The organism is Neobacillus drentensis, from assembly GCF_021560175.1.
Lineage (GTDB): Bacteria > Bacillota > Bacilli > Bacillales > Cytobacillaceae > Neobacillus > Neobacillus drentensis_A.
Genome location: NZ_CP091110.1, coordinates 3,435,718 through 3,451,027 on the forward strand (window position 1 = coordinate 3,435,718; position 15,310 = coordinate 3,451,027).

Sequence of the window (15,310 nt, forward strand, 5' to 3'; positions counted from 1 at the left end):
TGTGAACTTATTACTATAGCCATGTTATTAACTGCTAAAAGGTATATATTATAACCATAAAGAACAAAACAAAAAACGAAGGGCGGAATCATTTATGTTTAACAAAATTTTAAGAGAGAATAAAATTTCAGCAGTCATCCTAACTGTTTTACGTTTATATCTTGGTTACTCTTGGATCACAGCAGGAATTGGAAAATTAACTAGTGGCGGATTTGATGCTTCTGGATTTTTAAAAGGAGCAATTGCTAACCCTGTAAAAGGTCCAGACGGCGCTGTCGTATTTGGCTGGTATGTTGACTTCTTAAAGCACATTGCCTTGCCAAATGTTGATATCTTCAACGTCATGGTACCTGTTGGAGAAACGTTAATCGGTTTAGGCTTAATCCTAGGATGCTTAACAACTACTGCTATGTTTTTCGGTCTTGTGATGAATTTCTCTTTCTTCCTAGCAGGAACCGTTTCTCATAACCCTAGAGACATCTTCTTAGGTTTCATCATCTTAACAGCAGGCTACAATGCTGGTAGAATCGGCTTAGACCGCTGGGTGGTTCCATTCTTCAGAAAGACCGCTAAAAAGGAAACAGGTAACGTAAAACACAAAGTCAGCGCGTAACTGATTACATTCAAAGAGCAATGCAGACAAAAGCTGCATTGCTTTTTCAATTTCTTTTACAAAGAATAAAAAAGCGGCCAATGGCAGCCATTCCATTCGGTCGACGAATCCAAACTTAACTTTTCACTATAACTTGTTCCCTTTTCCTTACTTGTTCAAAAAAAACACCTGTAGCGGTTAGTACAACTAGGAAAACGGGAAAGGAATAGACTAGATGGTACCCTTTCTGAAGGGTAATAATATCCAGCCATGTAAACAGCCATTGAGTACCTACACCAACAAGAGCCCCGCCTACTGTGAAATAAATAAAGGTCTTTTTATGAATGTGCAAGCGTTCATAGAAATAAACAAAGAAAAATCCAAAAGGTCCAAAGTCTAGATAATAAAAAATATCGGACACCTCATAATGGTTCGAATCATTAATCCTATAAAAATCCAGTAATCCACCGCCGATGGTAAAATCAAATAAGATCCCAATCGTAATACCCCAAAGCAAACCCAGTATTCTAACTTGTCGGTTAACCCTTCTATTCAGTAGAAAATAGGCGGTATAGGCGACTACCAAAATGATCAATAAGGAAATCTCATTCTTATCAAAATCCTCCCACATTCTCATTTGCTAATCGCCTCACTTTGTTTAAGCTTCTGAAATAGTTTTAAGGAATAAACCGCAAAAAGGTGAAGTAGCGTAAAGTAGATTATGTCGTACAAGATATTCCAATTCTCCCGATTAGTAAAGTCAAAATTAGTTCCTAATTTCACTAAAATCACCTGTATTATAATGGAGCAAACCATAATAAATAAGGATTTTACAATAGAATCAACACTCTTCATAAGATTAAGCGTTACAACAATAATAAATGGAATTCCAATGCTTCGGTTTATCATAAAAGCTGTATAATCTAACGGATTTGTTGATAGTTTAACTAGTTTTAACTCTGAGGAAATAATCCAGGAGAAATTTATACTAATAATGAGCATTAGTAAAAATACAAAGGAGTTCTCAACAAATGTAAGCCTTTTTTTCATAACTGTAACAATAACCGTGATCAGCCAAGCGACAAAGAAATAAAAGGCAAACCCCATCTAAACCAACTCCAACAATTTTTACTATTATTGTTTTCTTATGCTGTAAAAATATTCCTTAATTACTTTTAAGCAAGCACATAACTTTCATATTTAATCCCAAATAGAAAAAAGCCTGTACCAAAATAATGCTTGGATACAGGCCATTCATGTTCACTTCTGTATAAAATTGAGGAAGTATGCTGTGTTAATTAAAACCACAATCTTTTATGATAATCATAATCTGAAATTTCAATACTTTCTTCTCTATCAATGTTCGGAGTACATTTTTCACATGGTTCTTCTGCCTGGTTATGATCACATTGTTCGATTAAAAGTTCCATTTGCTGTATCCCCTCTCCTTTTATTACTTCCTATTATAATGGAAGCGGTTACATTTGTCTTGTGGTTTATACTGGAAATCAACCCAGATTTGCTGTTTTCCCTCCTATTAAAGGTTTGGCATCCCCTGCTCCTTTTGTTAAAATACACATATAAAATGGCAAAACCAATGGAGTATCACTTAATTGTCGATAGAGTAAATGACTCCTTCCAGAAATTACTGGTAGGAGTTCGTTTATTATAGGTATGTTACTATTGGAGTGAAGTAAATTGAAATATATACTTGTCGGAATCGCCGGAATCTTTGGGGCTATCTTACGTTATTTAGTAGGCGTTTATTTTAATCAATGGTGGTTTCATGCCTTTCCATTAGCGACCTTTATGACAAACATGCTTGGTAGTTTTATCTTAGGATGGCTGACCAATTTCTTACCGAGATTTAAATCACTTCATCCCCATATCATCACAGCTTTAGGAACAGGACTGATCGGTTCTTTTACTACTTTTTCAACCTTCAGTGTTGAAACCGTCCATTTGATTAGTTCAGCTAGATGGGGAACCGCTATCCTTTATGTTCTCCTTAGTCTTTGGGGCGGTCTTTTATTTTCATGGCTCGGCTTTCGATTGGGGATTAAACGAAAAGTAGAGGTGGAAAATAGATGATGTTGAATATCGTTCTGGTGGCGGTCGGAGGTTTTTTCGGAGCCATATCGCGTTTTGGTCTCAGTAACCTAATTAAAGGCAGGTACCCAACCACCTTTCCTCTTGCTACTTTGATCATTAATTTACTAGGTTCCTTTTTGCTTGGCTTCCTTTTTGGTGCTAATGTCGATCGTTCTGGGAGCTTGCTCTTAGGTACTGGATTTATGGGAGCATTTACAACCTTTTCTACCTTTAAGCTCGAAAACATTCAATTATTCATTCAGCAAAAACGGAAAGTGCTTGGCCTCTATTTAGCACTTAGTTACACTTTGGGGATTTTCCTTGCATTTATCGGGATGTGGGCAGGTCATTTGTACCGATAATTTGAAGATAATTGAAATCTGTTTTTTGTTTTGGAGACATCTCGAAAGTACGCGGGATTTTCTTAAAATCCCGCGTAATCCACTAATTCGTTCATCTTAATTAACTTTTTCTTTTCTTAGGCTAAAGTACTCTTCCTCTAATTCAGTTAATGTCCATTCATACAAATGCTTGTCATTCTTCTTAAAGATACCCGATTGAATCAATCTTTTAATAAGATATTGTTTTTTATATTGTCCTACATTATTTAGTAAATTTTCCACTTTAAAGTGACCTCCTGCGAAATACTGGTTGTTTTTTTAGGTTAGAACGGGGTGAAAGGGTTAAATTTAATACCCTTTTCCATATCACATACTTTTATTTACCCAAAAAGGATACCTTTAACACCTTCAGATGTCGTTATAAAGGATAAATTTTAAAAATTTGTCGATTCATCGGATCCTTACTGACTCTAAAAGGACTTGTTAACTTTTCATTACAAAAGATAAATGGCTGTTTTTTGGGAAACTGGAAACAATATAGATAAGATAACTTACTAGTTTTCAGGCTCATCAAATTTTTCAAAGAAGTTAGCAATTCGAGGTGAAAGGATGAATCTTACATTTTTATTGGAAACATTAGGTCTACTTTTTATAAGTACCCTATTATTAAGGATTGCTGGCAAAAAATCGATGGCTAAAATGTCTAATCTTGAGGTAGTGATTATCTTAGCAATCGGAACTACTATGGGGCACGCCACCATAAAAGAACATAAATTCTGGCAAATTATTGTCATTTTAATTTTTTTTATTCTTTATTTAATTACCCTTCAATATCTTCAAATAAAATCTAAAACGATTCGACGGTATTTAACGGGTAATGCAACAGTGGTTATACGGAATGGTCAAATTATCGGAGCTAACTTAAAAAAATTACGAATGACAACTCAACAGCTAGAAATGAAACTTCGGCAAAAGGGGATTTCATTTATTTCCAATGTGAATACAGCTACGATTGAGTCGGATGGTGAATTAGGGTATGAACTAATGGAACATGCGCAACCGATTACCCGTGAGGAGCTATTGAAGTTGATAAAAGAAAATCAAAACGAATATTTACAGAATGACCAAAATAAGAAACAGGACAATTTATTTAATAAAGTCCCGGGAGTTTAGCCTCGTAGAGGTAGTAAACAGCGATTTTGCCGTGAATATTAAATGCAGCTACTCCATCCAGGAATAATAGGTCAGTTTCTTGAGACAATAGATGTGAGAATACAATAGAGGAGGGCTTTCATTGCCAAAGTCAAATCAACAACAACAAAACAATCAATCAAACGGTAACGAAGAGGTTCAACACTCTACAGATAACGAGCAGGTAAAAGAAATGACGGATGCTCAGAGAGATGGGATTCGCTACGATTACACCGATTCCTCTGATTTTTAATAATGATTAACTAGAAAAATCATGTTAGATAATCTGACAAGTTTCTTGGATTAGATCGCCATTCAATACTATAATAAATTTGCCTAATACCTTTCTTGAAGGAACCTCCGGTGCAATGCACTCTTGGTTTCCTTCTTTTTTTAAGCAAATACACACACCTAAAAAACCATTCCCTGCTGATGAATGGCTTTTTGAGTTACTTTCCAAACTTAAAAGGAATATCAAAGTAAAAGATTAAGAACAGGATGACGGGTAACGAGATTATATATGCTCTAAAGGGTTTGTGCTGATGCAGGGCAATAATGGAGAACATCATAATATCAAAATAAAAAGAATACCAAAATTTCCAACCGTTCTGATAAGAGATCCTTCCAAACACTAGTAAGATCCACTCTACAGAAATATAGATCCCAGACCAAACAATTATGTAGAGCAGCCGCTTCATCCACGTTTCCGGGAAATGGGAAAGAAAGAGCAAAATGCTTATGGGCATCGTTATGATAGCATAAACTAAAACAACCATCTCATGTCCATATAAGAAATCGGGATGAAACTTCCATAAAGTATTTTCTTGGACAATATATTCGTACATCATACCGCCAGTGGAAATAAAATACATACTAGCATGGTAGTCTCTCCAGTTTTTCCAATCAGCCCACTTAAAGGAAGCCAAAATGGTTAGAATCGTAATTGCAATATGCATTACCTTCTATCCTTTCCACTGCTTTTTACATAGTTTCCCTTTTTAAAAGGATACCATACGTGAAAATAACAAGTTATATCTCATACTAAATAATAAAGTGGGAACATTAGTTATAATGACATAGCTATCTGGAGGTAAATAGTTTGGAAAGAAATAACCCATTAAGTGCCTCGGAAATCGGGACACTGTGGCTCACCTATCAGGAAAAAACGATGATTCTTAGAATTTTAGAATATTTTATGACGAAGAGTGATGACCAAGAAGCAACAAATATCATGGGTGGTTTATGGCAGGAATTACACTTTTATGTGATTGAAATCAAATCTATATTTGAAAAAGAAGGTATGGTCATTCCATTAGGTTTTAGAACCGAAGATGTGAACATGGATGCACCAAAACTTTTCGATAATGGATTTGATATTATGTTTCTTCGGATCCTCAAAGAGTTAAGTATGGGGTTATATACGATCAATATGAATATGGCCTATCGAAAAGATGTCATGGCAATTTATGAAGGACTTACTACCGTTACTCAAAAAATCTATAAACTTTCTACCATTTATTTACTGAATAAAGGAATTTTAACTCTTCCGCCAAATATGACAATGCCTAAAACAGTTGAGTTTGTCAAAAGTGATAGATACATGAAAGGTTTCAAGCCATTTGGCGATAAAAGATCCTTAAGTGCCCTCGAGGTAGGCATCCTACATCACACAATTGAGACTAATAATATTGGCATGCAGCTAATTACTGGATTTGCCCAATGTGCTGAAAACAAAAAGGTCAGAAAATATTTTGTAAAAGGATTAGAACTTGCAAAAAAACAAATTCAAACCATGGAAGAAATTTTATTAGAAGCAAATATTCACTTTTCAGCTACCTCCGGAAGTATTGTAACCACCTCAACCGTTGCACCCTTTTCTGATAAATTGATGATGTATTGCGTATCCCTTTTTAATGGATTTGGACTAGTAGGCGGCAGCTTTGGAGCTATGTTTACTCTCCGAAACGATCTATCCATGAAAATGTCTTTGTTATCAAAAGATGTCTTTTTATATGGACATGAAGGACTTGAACTGATGATGAATAATGGGTGGTTTGAAGAGCCGCCTAAAATGGAAGATCGACCACGAATTATTAATAGGTAATTGAACGAAGGCTCCATTTGTCCGAACACAACAAAGTACCCGTATCGTTGATAATACGGGTACTATATTTATATCGAAGTCATTTCTGTTTTGGAATGGGAATTTCTAAAGTGTTTACTTTTGAACCATCTTTTGCTGAGTAAACAAATAATTCGAGTTTAACATTATTTGATGATACTAACCCTTTTTCAAAGGTGATTTCAAATTTCCCCCAAGCAGGTGCCCCGTCTGTTTGGTAATTATTTTCGAGCACCACTTTTTCTCCATCATGAAGAGCATATTGAAAGACTCCTTCAAATACCTGAGCTTTTCCGGTGACCATAATTTTGTCCTCTTTCTCCGTTACGATAACCTCTTTAAATACGTTATTTTGATAGACTTTTGTCTCCGGTGCAGGTGTGGTTGGTTGATCTGAGTCTTTGGCCCCTTCTTTTTCAGGTGCTGCTGGTGTCTCTGGGTCTGTGGTACCCTCTTTCACAGGTGTGGCTGGCTTTTCTGGGTTTGTTGTTCCCTCTTGTACATGTGAAGTAGGTTTTTCTTGATTGGTCGATTCATCTTGTTGGTGATTACACGCAGCTAAACAAAAGATAGTGATAAACGCAGCTAATAAATAAGCGAGTTTTTTCAAATTTTTAACCCCCTTTTCTTATTTTTATTCACAAGATCATGAATGGATCATCGCCTATTGATAAAAAATGTTAATAAAACTATTATCCGTGACTTTCCCCTTTAATAAAAGAAAAATCCAATGAAAGATCATTGGATTGCAAGTTAATGATGGTTTTGTTTACTTGAACATTTTATTTTCTAGTGTAATTACCTGTTCATTAAATGACGTCCGCCCTACCTGTTTCGTGTTTTCGACCAATCGATAGATATTATCACAGCATTGCTGAGCACCAAGTACTAACAACGGGACACCAATAAAGTCAATTTTCAAACCTCTCGAAAAAAATCCTCCAAACGACATTGGTAATGGAACGGTTGGGGAGGTATGGGAGAAAATAATTTTCTCATTAAAATGAAATTTGCCTTTCAGCACCAAGGTCAGTTCTTTCATTGCAGGGACAGCAAGTTTATCCCGTTTGCACCCAATTGTATAAACAGAGTTGCCCTCTTCATCCTCCCCATGATAAAGAAGCTTTCCAAAATCTTTTCTCGTAAGCTTATTAAAATAGTTTACATTCAATATTTCATCTCTGGTTAGTTTTCGTTCCGATTGAGGCAATTGTTTTAGATGATAGGCGGCTGCCAAAGAGGTAGTATGTGTCCCAGCATAATCATGATAAATATATATCATAGGAATTCATCCTTTAATCCTTATATATATATTTATTATAGACATATATGCCCATTCTCATTCGACGGTGTATCTTCTTATCATTTTCATTGGCAGGTGTAATTATATAGGTAACTCAAAAAAGCCCAAAAAGGGCTTTTATTGGTGAAGATTTTTTTCTTAGAAACAGATTACTGCTCCAACAATAATTAATAAGATAAACAATACAACGATTAAAGCAAAACCGCCGCCACAGCCGAATCCTCCACCGTAGCCATAACCGCCACAACAACCACCGTAACCTCCAAAGCCACCATAACCAAACATTTTGAGCCCTCCTTTAGGTATTTTCATTACAATTTATGTTATGAAAATGAAAATGGTAAGGGCGTTTTCACTAGATTTAAATGAAGGACAAACTTGAAACTTATATCACCTTATTTTGTTTAGGATTTATTTAATCCAAATCACGCTGTAACATGGACACTCACACAAGAAAACTGTTCACATACATATATGATAGTATTCATTAAATCATCGGTAAGGGTATGGAGAGGAAGGATCACATGTCCCCAAAAAATACGTTTGATTATATTGTAATAGGTGCAGGAACCGCAGGTGGTGTAATTGCCAAAGAATTAACAGATGATAAGTCAACATCTGTACTTGTCCTTGAAGAAGGAACCAATATGACAAAAGCGCTAAGTAGCCCTAGTGGTGGGACTGCCATGAACTTAGCCACTGATAATAAGTATTCGTTTAATATACTATCAAAATTGGAACAATCTATCGGGCGTCAGCTTTTATTATCAGGTGGCAGAGTAATAGGCGGGAGTTCTGAGCACAACGCAATGCTTGCTGTTCGAGGAAGTCGTCATCTTTATGACGAATGGGCAAGTCTTTCAGGTCCTCAATGGAGTTATGAAAATATCCGTCCATTATTTAAAGAAAATGAAACATATATTGGCTGGACACAAAATCCAAAAGAAAGAGGAACCAAGGGTCCTATCTTTATACGACAACAAAAGATACCGAAAGCTGGTCTTACGACTATTTTAGCTAAAGCAACATCTGAAGTGTTAGGAATTCCCATTGTGGAGGATTATAATACGGGGATAAGAGATTGTACATTCCTTAAGTCCCAATTTACCCAAAAAGAATTGAATACTGGGAATTTCGTTCGTTCTTCTACTGCCACTGGTTATTTAAATAAACATATTGTTACTCCTGGAGATGAATGGAGCCCTGATGAGTTTGGAGTTGGTCAAAGAAAACTGGCAGTAATTGCCAAGTCTACCGTGAATAAAATTATCTTTGAACAATACAGAGAAATTCAAATGGCTGTCGGGGTTGAATTCGTTAGAAACGGTAAATCACAAAGAGCAATTGCAAGCAAAGGGATAATAGTCTCTGCAGGGAATTTCTCCTCTGTTATTTTACAACGATCAGGAATCGGAAGATCTTCAGATTTATCTAATGCCGGTATATCAACAATAGTCGAAAGCCCAAATGTTGGATACAATTTTCATACACATTATGCTGTTGGTATGGGGGTAGAAGTGGAAACTACCCGCCTATTAATGGTCATGTCATCTGACCCTGATCAACCAATACCATTAGGTGCCTTTAAAAAAGATGATGAAGAAGGACGGAAGTCAGGGCGTCGCCTTCAATTACTAGGTAATGTATTCCCAAGATTTATTCCGGTTCAAGATGTCCAGATTAATAATTGGGATTTTAACGAGGATAAACCGAGTAATATCATGAGTATTGGAATTGTGGATCTAAAACCTAAAAGTAAAGGGACCATTTTGGCAGCCCATAGCGACCCTGAAGCCTATCCATCTGTTGACTTTAATCCTTTAGAGAACCCGGATGATTTAGAGTATATGGTTAACCATTATATTGAGACTTATAATGTAATAAAACGAGCACGATTATTGGATCCTGAGGGGATCTATAGGGTGGTTTATCCTTCAGAAAATATATTTAATTTAAAAGATGAACAAAAGAAACGAACCCTACTTGCCAATTTTGCAAAGGCATCCTATAACGTCCTTAATCACTATGGAGGACAATGCAGGATGGGCAGGAATATCGATGAAGGAGTAGTAGATGGTTATTTAAATGTATTTGGGACCCAAAACCTGAAAGTTGCCGACCTTTCCATATCCCCCATTTTACCAGATGGTAACACAGCCTTAGCTGCACAAATGATTGGTTTAAATGCTGTTAGATTTATTCGAGACCAACAATAAATTGAATTTAAACTGGATTAGGTGTAACAACGTTTAAAAGTCACATGTATATTTTTCTAATGAAAAACGTCGGTTCGTAATGACCAACGTTTTTTTCATTAGAAAATGATTTCTTCGTACTCTATTTTTCATAAAATGACTCCCATTAGTAAATTCTATAGGTGATTAATATTAAACGACAAAAGGAGTTTTTCTTATGCAAATGAATCAGCCGCCAATCCCAAATCCACCTCGAGCCATCACGACTAAGGATCTTTTGTATTTAAAAGATGCTATGTCTTGGGAACTGCTAACGTTTAAGAAATTTCATTCAATGGCACAGCAAGTACAAAATCCACAATTTAAAGAGGCACTCGACAAAGCTGGGCAAATGCACCAAAATCACTTTCAAAAAATCCTAACCCATCTACAAGTTGATAATAATGCAGCCTTAGCAAGCTTACCAAATACCCAACTACAGTAACCAAAATGGAGGAAACGTGATGCAAAATCAACAATCACAACAAAACCAAAATAAAAATCAAATTGCCAATCCACAAACGGGTGAATTGCCAAAAGTAAAAAGTCCTGAAATGAATGATCGTGACTTCATTAATGATGCGTTAAGTACTTGCAAATATTTAACAGACAGCATGAATATCGCTGTCCGCGAAGCAAGCCATGAACAGCTGCATCAAGATTTACTGCAAATGCTTAATGAAACACACCAAAGCTGCCGTGAGCTTTATAACTTAATGTTCCAGCATGGCTGGTATAAGCTGGAGGCTGAAGAGCAGCAAAAAATGGACCAGGCCTATCAGCAATTTAACAATTATTCTTCCCAATTCCCATACTAAGAGGAAAGCCTAGTGTTCTAGGCTTTTTTTTATCCCCCCGCACCATTGTTCGTCTCTAAGCTCCTAGTTTGCCGCTAATAAAATAGCAGAATAATCTTTTCTAGCAAGTGTTCCTTAAATAAGTCATATTTTCGGAATTTTAATTATATTCATAAAACTAACTCGACTTTTCCAAATTAAATAAGCTATATAATGTGTATACATCATTGGTATAAAACTTTTTTCCTATGTGGTCCCCCTGTATTTCGGTAGATTGATTGTTTCCCTCATGAATCAAAGTAAGAAGGAAAGCCAAATCTTAGGTAAAGCGGGGTAATGTTATGTACAAAGCTTATTACAGAACGTTTCAAGGGGTGATGAAAACGACCTCCACCCTCCTGCCTTGGCGGGAACCCGAGCTTTTAGAAGGGGAAAATAGTTTACGAAAACTGGCAAATCTCATTAGAAAGCAAGGAATTGAGAGCGTTTTAATTGTCACCGATTTAGGAATTGCTTCAATCGGACTGATGGATGAATTTCTGGAGGATATGAGAAACGAAAAGATTAACTACGTGGTCTATGACAGAACGGTCCCCAATCCCACAATTGAAAATATTGAAGAAGCACTCCAAATGTACTTGGAGCATAATTGTCAAGGGATAGTCGCGTTTGGCGGCGGTTCCCCGATGGATTGTGCGAAGGGTGTAGGTGCCCGTGTTGCAAAGCCAAATAAGTCCCTTCCACAAATGAAAGGTGTATTAAAGATAGTAAAGAAGCTTCCTCCCCTCTTTGCGATTCCTACCACAGCTGGTACAGGCAGTGAAGCTACACTCGCTGCCGTAGTCTCTAATAGCGAAACTCATGAAAAATATGCCATAATGGATCCATCCCTCATCCCGCATTTTGCCGTTTTAGATCCCTTGTTAACCGTCAAGCTCCGACCTTCCATCACTGCAGCAACGGGGATTGATGCTTTGACACATGCGGTTGAAGCCTATATCGGGAGGAGTAATACGAAGAATACCACACAATACAGTATTGATGCGATTAAATTAATTTTTGAAAATCTCGAGGAAACCTACTTAAATGGGACTAATCTTACAGCACGCTCGAATATGCAAAAGGCTGCCTATTTAGCTGGAATGGCTTTTACTAGGGCCTATGTCGGTTATGTACATGCCATTGCCCATACCTTAGGTGGATTCTATTCAGTTCCCCATGGTCTGGCAAATGCCATTATCTTACCCTATGTCCTTGAGTATTACGGTGAATCCGTCCACAAGTCATTAGCCGAACTGGCTGAAATTATCGGCATTGCTGATCCTGCTGTCAGGACCAAACAAAATGCCAATAAATGAAGAGATCAAACATTTAAATGACAGGCTGAATATCCCTAAAAAGGTCAGTGGAATTGTTGATCGTGATATTCCCCTCATGGTGGAGCGGGCATTTGCCGAAGCAAATCCTCTTTATCCTGTCCCGCGAATTCTCTTTAAAGATGACCTGTTCCAACTCTACCAGCTGATAAAGGAATAGCATCTATTCGAGGATAAATGAAAGAAAGGTAGTTGAGAAATGGAGATTTACAGTTCTCTCATATCCAAGCAAAAATCATTTTTCAAAACGGAAAAAACGAAAAATATTTCCTTCCGGCTTGAAGCCCTACAGAAATTACGAGCTGCCATAAAAAAGAATGAAAGAGTACTAATGGAAGCCTTACGAATGGACTTAAATAAATCAGAATTTGATGCGTATACCTCTGAAATCGGATTTGTTTTAGAGGAATTGCGCTTTACGATGAAGCATCTTCGTTCATGGGCAGCACCCAGAAAAGTCAAAACACCCGTTACCCATATTGGTTCAACTAGTTATATTTATCCTGAACCCTACGGAGTAGCGTTGATAATCGCTCCTTGGAACTATCCGTTTCAACTGGCGGTTGCCCCGTTAATCGGTGCGATTGCTGCAGGGAATTGTGCGATCATCAAACCATCTGAATTGACGCCAAGAACATCTGAAGTATTAGGAACACTGATAATGGATCTTTTCCCAGAGGAGTATATTGCTGTGGTCCAAGGCGGTGTTGAAACGAGCCAGGCCCTGCTCCATCAACAGCTTGATTACATCTTTTTCACAGGAAGTGTCCCTGTAGGAAAAATCATTATGGAGGCGGCTGCAAAACATTTAACCCCAGTAACATTAGAACTCGGTGGAAAAAGCCCTTGTATCGTCCATGAGGATGCTAATCTTAAGCTGGCGGCGAAACGGATCGCCTGGGGAAAGTTTACCAATGCCGGACAAACCTGTATCGCCCCTGATTATCTGTATGTGCATAAACGGGTTAAAGAAACTTTCCTGCAGATATTTAAGGAAACAATCGTTGAACTGTATGGAAATGAGCCATTAAACAATCCTGATTTTACACGGATTGTTAGTGAAAGGCATTTTACAAGACTGACGTCGTTTTTAGATAATGGGCAGTTATTTATGGGAGGAAGTGTGGATAAATCTCGTTTAACCATTGAGCCAACAGTATTAACGGAAATTAGTTGGGAAGATTCGATAATGCAGGATGAAATTTTTGGACCCATCCTTCCCGTACTGGAATATGACGATTTATCAGAGGTTGTGGAAGGGATTCATCGTCATCCGAAACCACTTGCCCTCTATATTTTTACGGAAGATCACCACATACAGGAAGAATTTTTAAATAAGGTTTCGTTTGGGGGCGGTTGTGTCAATGATACCGTTTATCACTTTGTATCGCCCTACCTTCCGTTTGGAGGTGTCGGCACCAGCGGAATCGGAGCCTATCATGGCAAAGGGAATTTTGACACGTTCTCTCATCAAAAAAGTGTTCTAAAACAAACGACCAAGTTTGATATCCCATTCCGCTATCCAAATGTTAAGAACGGACTGGAAAAAATCAAGTTATTTATGAAATAAGATAAATAGCCTGACCTTCAGAATTGGAGGCCAGGTTGTTTGTATTAGTCAATTCCAAAATCACCTCAGTCCATTTACTTAGGTAAATGAAAAAAACCCAGCAACTTTTAAAAGTGCTGGTTTTAAAAACAAAGACATTACAAATCTTCAAGGATGTTACTATTTTCAGATTCAAGATTAAAGGTTAGGACCTCTTCAACAGGTTGATACGATTTTCCATAGAAGTGCTTGTCTTTATACGTATGAATTAAATTGTATGTTTTTTCCATCGCTTCAAATATCATTTCTTCAGACTCATTGTTTGGAGCCCAATAAAGTATTTCCATTTTGTTAATCTCATTTGTGGCTAGTGATCTTCTTTCATATCCTATGGACTCTGCATGTTGAAATCCTACCCGCTTATAAAAACGAAGCCGCTTTTCAGTATCACTGTCTTCATAGTTCACTGGTTCTACTTCGAGAATAATCGGCTTTCCCTTACGCTTCATTTTTTCTAGTAGTTTATTACCTAGTCCCTGCCCGCGAGCATTTTTTGAAACGAAAAGATAATCGATAAAGATAAAATTTTCAAGTTCTACGTACATTAAAACATGATTGGGTCCTTCATCTTTATGATAGATCTCAGAACGTTCTTTTAGTAAAGTTTCCATATGCTCTTTCGATTTCATTTCTTCAATCGGAAAATATTGATTTAATTTCTCATACCAATGCATCGGCTGCTCCTTTCCAAAATTGATGAATACATTAGGAAGTATGTGCTCTTCACTGAATCTCATACGGACGATACACATTCTAAGTATTTACCCATTAAACTCAAAGCTCAAACTCCCATTCATCCTTAAGAATTAAGTAAAGAACTAAAAGATCATTTTCTAATTCAGTATCATTTTTTCCATTCACGTTGATCCCAGTCTTAGGAAGCAGCAAGTCAGCAATCTGGTTTGTCAGCTGATTTCGTTCTTCCAAGGGTAACTGATTAAATCGGTTCGCGTAGGTGCTGATTAACTTCCAGTCCTTAGCTGAAAAGGATTTTAAGGACCATTCATCGATTTCAAGATCGTTCCCGCTAATTCCTCTGTGATTAATTTCTTTTTCAATCGGTGTAAGCTTCTTTTTCTTCTTTGGCTTTCGTTCATGAACGACAATCGTACCAGCGGCCAGATCGCCAAGCCGTTTATGTTTGGAATGGAAAAAGATCATAACGATACCGAGAAAATAGGCAGTTGGCAGCGAATCAATCAGACGAACAAGATTTCGAATAAAACTAGAAAGTAAAGTAATACTGTGCCCATTCTCTTGAATGACGCGGATTCCAACTATTTTTTTCCCAAGGGTGCGGCCTCCAGAAAAAAACTCAAAGAAAAAGAAGTAGCCCCAATTTAGTATAAAAAAACCAATAACAACAACCGCGATTGGAAAAGAACTACTTGTTAGAAAAAAAGGCAGCTGTTCAAATCCATCCATAACAAAAAAAAGGGCCACAACGATCAATATATTTACAAGCATTAACAGTAACTGGTCTATAATAAAAGCTGCCGCCCTGCTTCCTAATCCCGCGATCTGAAATTGAATGGCAACATATTCAGGTGTTTTAATATCTAAATGATCTTCTTTCATCAAATTTCCCCCTTGAATCTTGTTGATTTTCTCTAATATGGTTTCTATTTTCCTACTAATTTTCTATAATAAGGAG

At 37.1% G+C, this 15,310-nt stretch carries 20 protein-coding genes and 1 pseudogene; 12 read left to right on the plus strand and 9 right to left on the minus strand.

All coding sequences use genetic code 11. The features are described 5' to 3' along the window. Nucleotides 1–94: 94 nt before the first annotated feature. Complete coding sequence (locus tag L1999_RS16120) at nt 95–613, plus strand: DoxX family protein (protein WP_235739478.1); 519 nt, start codon at nt 95–97, stop codon at nt 611–613. Between the two features lie 115 nt (nt 614–728). Here the strand turns inward: L1999_RS16120 and L1999_RS16125 are convergent, their stop codons facing one another. Continuing rightward, on the minus strand, nt 729–1,229 hold the full coding sequence (locus L1999_RS16125; RefSeq protein ID WP_235739479.1) for a hypothetical protein: 501 nt from the start codon (nt 1,227–1,229) through the stop codon (nt 729–731). Then, the gene (locus tag L1999_RS16130) at nt 1,226–1,699 is read right to left on the minus strand and encodes a hypothetical protein (protein ID WP_235739480.1); all 474 of its coding nucleotides are present in this window, start codon (nt 1,697–1,699) and stop codon (nt 1,226–1,228) included. Before L1999_RS16130 ends, L1999_RS16125 begins: the two co-directional genes overlap by 4 nt. Before the next feature lie 184 nt (nt 1,700–1,883). Between L1999_RS16130 and L1999_RS16135 the strand changes: the two genes are divergently transcribed. Genes L1999_RS16135 through crcB (L1999_RS16145) form a run of 3 tightly spaced genes read left to right on the plus strand, consistent with a single transcriptional unit; the run spans nt 1,884 to nt 3,045 of the window. Continuing rightward, entirely contained in the window at nt 1,884–2,264 is a 381-nt protein-coding gene (locus L1999_RS16135; protein ID WP_235739481.1) for a hypothetical protein, read from the plus strand. A gap of 26 nt (nt 2,265–2,290) precedes the next feature. After that, nucleotides 2,291–2,683 carry a fluoride efflux transporter CrcB gene (crcB, locus tag L1999_RS16140; protein WP_235739482.1) on the plus strand — a complete coding sequence of 131 codons (393 nt, stop codon included), beginning with the start codon at nt 2,291–2,293 and terminating at the stop codon, nt 2,681–2,683. Beyond that, nucleotides 2,683–3,045, plus strand: a complete 363-nt coding sequence (crcB, locus tag L1999_RS16145) for a fluoride efflux transporter CrcB (RefSeq protein ID WP_235744368.1) — start codon at nt 2,683–2,685, stop codon at nt 3,043–3,045. The genes crcB (L1999_RS16140) and crcB (L1999_RS16145) overlap by 1 nt, the downstream gene beginning before the upstream one ends. Nucleotides 3,046–3,141: 96 nt before the next feature. Here crcB (L1999_RS16145) and L1999_RS16150 read toward each other — a convergent pair whose 3' ends face one another. Next, nucleotides 3,142–3,306 (minus strand): Fur-regulated basic protein FbpA, encoded by a 165-nt coding sequence (locus tag L1999_RS16150; RefSeq protein ID WP_235739483.1) that lies wholly within the window; start codon nt 3,304–3,306, stop codon nt 3,142–3,144. Nucleotides 3,307–3,633: 327 nt separating this feature from the next. Between L1999_RS16150 and L1999_RS16155 the strand changes: the two genes are divergently transcribed. Together L1999_RS16155 and L1999_RS16160 are read left to right on the plus strand one after the other, a co-directional pair. Then, the gene (locus tag L1999_RS16155) at nt 3,634–4,197 is read left to right on the plus strand and encodes a DUF421 domain-containing protein (RefSeq protein ID WP_235739484.1); all 564 of its coding nucleotides are present in this window, start codon (nt 3,634–3,636) and stop codon (nt 4,195–4,197) included. Between the two features lie 121 nt (nt 4,198–4,318). Continuing rightward, a complete protein-coding gene (locus L1999_RS16160; protein WP_235739485.1) occupies nt 4,319–4,468 on the plus strand; it encodes a hypothetical protein in 150 nt (49 codons plus the stop codon). A 196-nt stretch (nt 4,469–4,664) separates the two neighbouring features. Here the strand turns inward: L1999_RS16160 and L1999_RS16165 are convergent, their stop codons facing one another. Then, nucleotides 4,665–5,171 carry a CBO0543 family protein gene (locus L1999_RS16165; protein ID WP_235739486.1) on the minus strand — a complete coding sequence of 169 codons (507 nt, stop codon included), beginning with the start codon at nt 5,169–5,171 and terminating at the stop codon, nt 4,665–4,667. Nucleotides 5,172–5,314: 143 nt separating this feature from the next. Between L1999_RS16165 and L1999_RS16170 the strand changes: the two genes are divergently transcribed. After that, a complete protein-coding gene (locus L1999_RS16170; protein ID WP_235739487.1) occupies nt 5,315–6,319 on the plus strand; it encodes a DUF3231 family protein in 1,005 nt (334 codons plus the stop codon). 79 nt (nt 6,320–6,398) lie between these two features. On the opposite strand, the gene L1999_RS16175 is transcribed toward L1999_RS16170, so the two are convergent. The 3 genes from L1999_RS16175 to L1999_RS16185 all read right to left on the minus strand — a co-directional run bounded on the left by L1999_RS16175 (nt 6,399) and on the right by L1999_RS16185 (nt 7,925). Further along, entirely contained in the window at nt 6,399–6,947 is a 549-nt protein-coding gene (locus L1999_RS16175; RefSeq protein WP_235739488.1) for a Gmad2 immunoglobulin-like domain-containing protein, read from the minus strand. Between the two features lie 159 nt (nt 6,948–7,106). Then, a complete protein-coding gene (locus L1999_RS16180; RefSeq protein ID WP_235739489.1) occupies nt 7,107–7,619 on the minus strand; it encodes a DUF3189 family protein in 513 nt (170 codons plus the stop codon). Nucleotides 7,620–7,778: 159 nt separating this feature from the next. Next, nucleotides 7,779–7,925 (minus strand): YjcZ family sporulation protein, encoded by a 147-nt coding sequence (locus L1999_RS16185; RefSeq protein ID WP_215042236.1) that lies wholly within the window; start codon nt 7,923–7,925, stop codon nt 7,779–7,781. Nucleotides 7,926–8,164: 239 nt separating this feature from the next. Here L1999_RS16185 and L1999_RS16190 point away from each other — a divergent pair, with 239 nt between their 5' ends. The 5 genes and pseudogenes from L1999_RS16190 to L1999_RS16210 all read left to right on the plus strand — a co-directional run bounded on the left by L1999_RS16190 (nt 8,165) and on the right by L1999_RS16210 (nt 13,617). After that, a complete protein-coding gene (locus L1999_RS16190; RefSeq protein ID WP_235739490.1) occupies nt 8,165–9,856 on the plus strand; it encodes a GMC family oxidoreductase in 1,692 nt (563 codons plus the stop codon). 196 nt (nt 9,857–10,052) lie between these two features. Continuing rightward, nucleotides 10,053–10,319 carry a ferritin family protein gene (locus tag L1999_RS16195; protein ID WP_235739491.1) on the plus strand — a complete coding sequence of 89 codons (267 nt, stop codon included), beginning with the start codon at nt 10,053–10,055 and terminating at the stop codon, nt 10,317–10,319. A 19-nt stretch (nt 10,320–10,338) separates the two neighbouring features. Beyond that, entirely contained in the window at nt 10,339–10,692 is a 354-nt protein-coding gene (locus L1999_RS16200) for a spore coat protein (RefSeq protein ID WP_235739492.1), read from the plus strand. A 320-nt stretch (nt 10,693–11,012) separates the two neighbouring features. After that, a pseudogene (locus tag L1999_RS16205) lies at nt 11,013–12,207 on the plus strand (iron-containing alcohol dehydrogenase). Nucleotides 12,208–12,246: 39 nt separating this feature from the next. Further along, nucleotides 12,247–13,617 carry an aldehyde dehydrogenase gene (locus L1999_RS16210; protein ID WP_235739493.1) on the plus strand — a complete coding sequence of 457 codons (1,371 nt, stop codon included), beginning with the start codon at nt 12,247–12,249 and terminating at the stop codon, nt 13,615–13,617. A 137-nt stretch (nt 13,618–13,754) separates the two neighbouring features. Here the strand turns inward: L1999_RS16210 and L1999_RS16215 are convergent, their stop codons facing one another. Beyond that, entirely contained in the window at nt 13,755–14,330 is a 576-nt protein-coding gene (locus L1999_RS16215) for a GNAT family N-acetyltransferase (protein WP_235739494.1), read from the minus strand. 100 nt (nt 14,331–14,430) lie between these two features. Next, nucleotides 14,431–15,234, minus strand: coding sequence for an RDD family protein (locus L1999_RS16220; RefSeq protein WP_235739495.1), 804 nt, complete (start codon nt 15,232–15,234; stop codon nt 14,431–14,433). Nucleotides 15,235–15,310: the final 76 nt, after the last annotated feature.

Excerpts from the sequence above, each read along its gene's own strand:
- L1999_RS16120 (WP_235739478.1), top strand. The coding sequence starts at position 95 with ATGTTTAACAAAATTTTAAGAGAGAATAAAATTTCAGCAGTCATCCTA.
- L1999_RS16125 (WP_235739479.1), bottom strand. The coding sequence starts at position 1,229 with ATGAGAATGTGGGAGGATTTTGATAAGAATGAGATTTCCTTATTGATC.
- L1999_RS16130 (WP_235739480.1), bottom strand. The coding sequence starts at position 1,699 with ATGGGGTTTGCCTTTTATTTCTTTGTCGCTTGGCTGATCACGGTTATT.
- crcB (WP_235744368.1), top strand. The coding sequence starts at position 2,683 with ATGTTGAATATCGTTCTGGTGGCGGTCGGAGGTTTTTTCGGAGCCATA.
- L1999_RS16155 (WP_235739484.1), top strand. The coding sequence starts at position 3,634 with ATGAATCTTACATTTTTATTGGAAACATTAGGTCTACTTTTTATAAGT.
- L1999_RS16165 (WP_235739486.1), bottom strand. The coding sequence starts at position 5,171 with ATGCATATTGCAATTACGATTCTAACCATTTTGGCTTCCTTTAAGTGG.
- L1999_RS16180 (WP_235739489.1), bottom strand. The coding sequence starts at position 7,619 with ATGATATATATTTATCATGATTATGCTGGGACACATACTACCTCTTTG.
- L1999_RS16185 (WP_215042236.1), bottom strand. The coding sequence starts at position 7,925 with ATGTTTGGTTATGGTGGCTTTGGAGGTTACGGTGGTTGTTGTGGCGGT.
- L1999_RS16190 (WP_235739490.1), top strand. The coding sequence starts at position 8,165 with ATGTCCCCAAAAAATACGTTTGATTATATTGTAATAGGTGCAGGAACC.
- L1999_RS16195 (WP_235739491.1), top strand. The coding sequence starts at position 10,053 with ATGCAAATGAATCAGCCGCCAATCCCAAATCCACCTCGAGCCATCACG.
- L1999_RS16200 (WP_235739492.1), top strand. The coding sequence starts at position 10,339 with ATGCAAAATCAACAATCACAACAAAACCAAAATAAAAATCAAATTGCC.
- L1999_RS16210 (WP_235739493.1), top strand. The coding sequence starts at position 12,247 with ATGGAGATTTACAGTTCTCTCATATCCAAGCAAAAATCATTTTTCAAA.
- L1999_RS16215 (WP_235739494.1), bottom strand. The coding sequence starts at position 14,330 with ATGCATTGGTATGAGAAATTAAATCAATATTTTCCGATTGAAGAAATG.
- L1999_RS16220 (WP_235739495.1), bottom strand. The coding sequence starts at position 15,234 with ATGAAAGAAGATCATTTAGATATTAAAACACCTGAATATGTTGCCATT.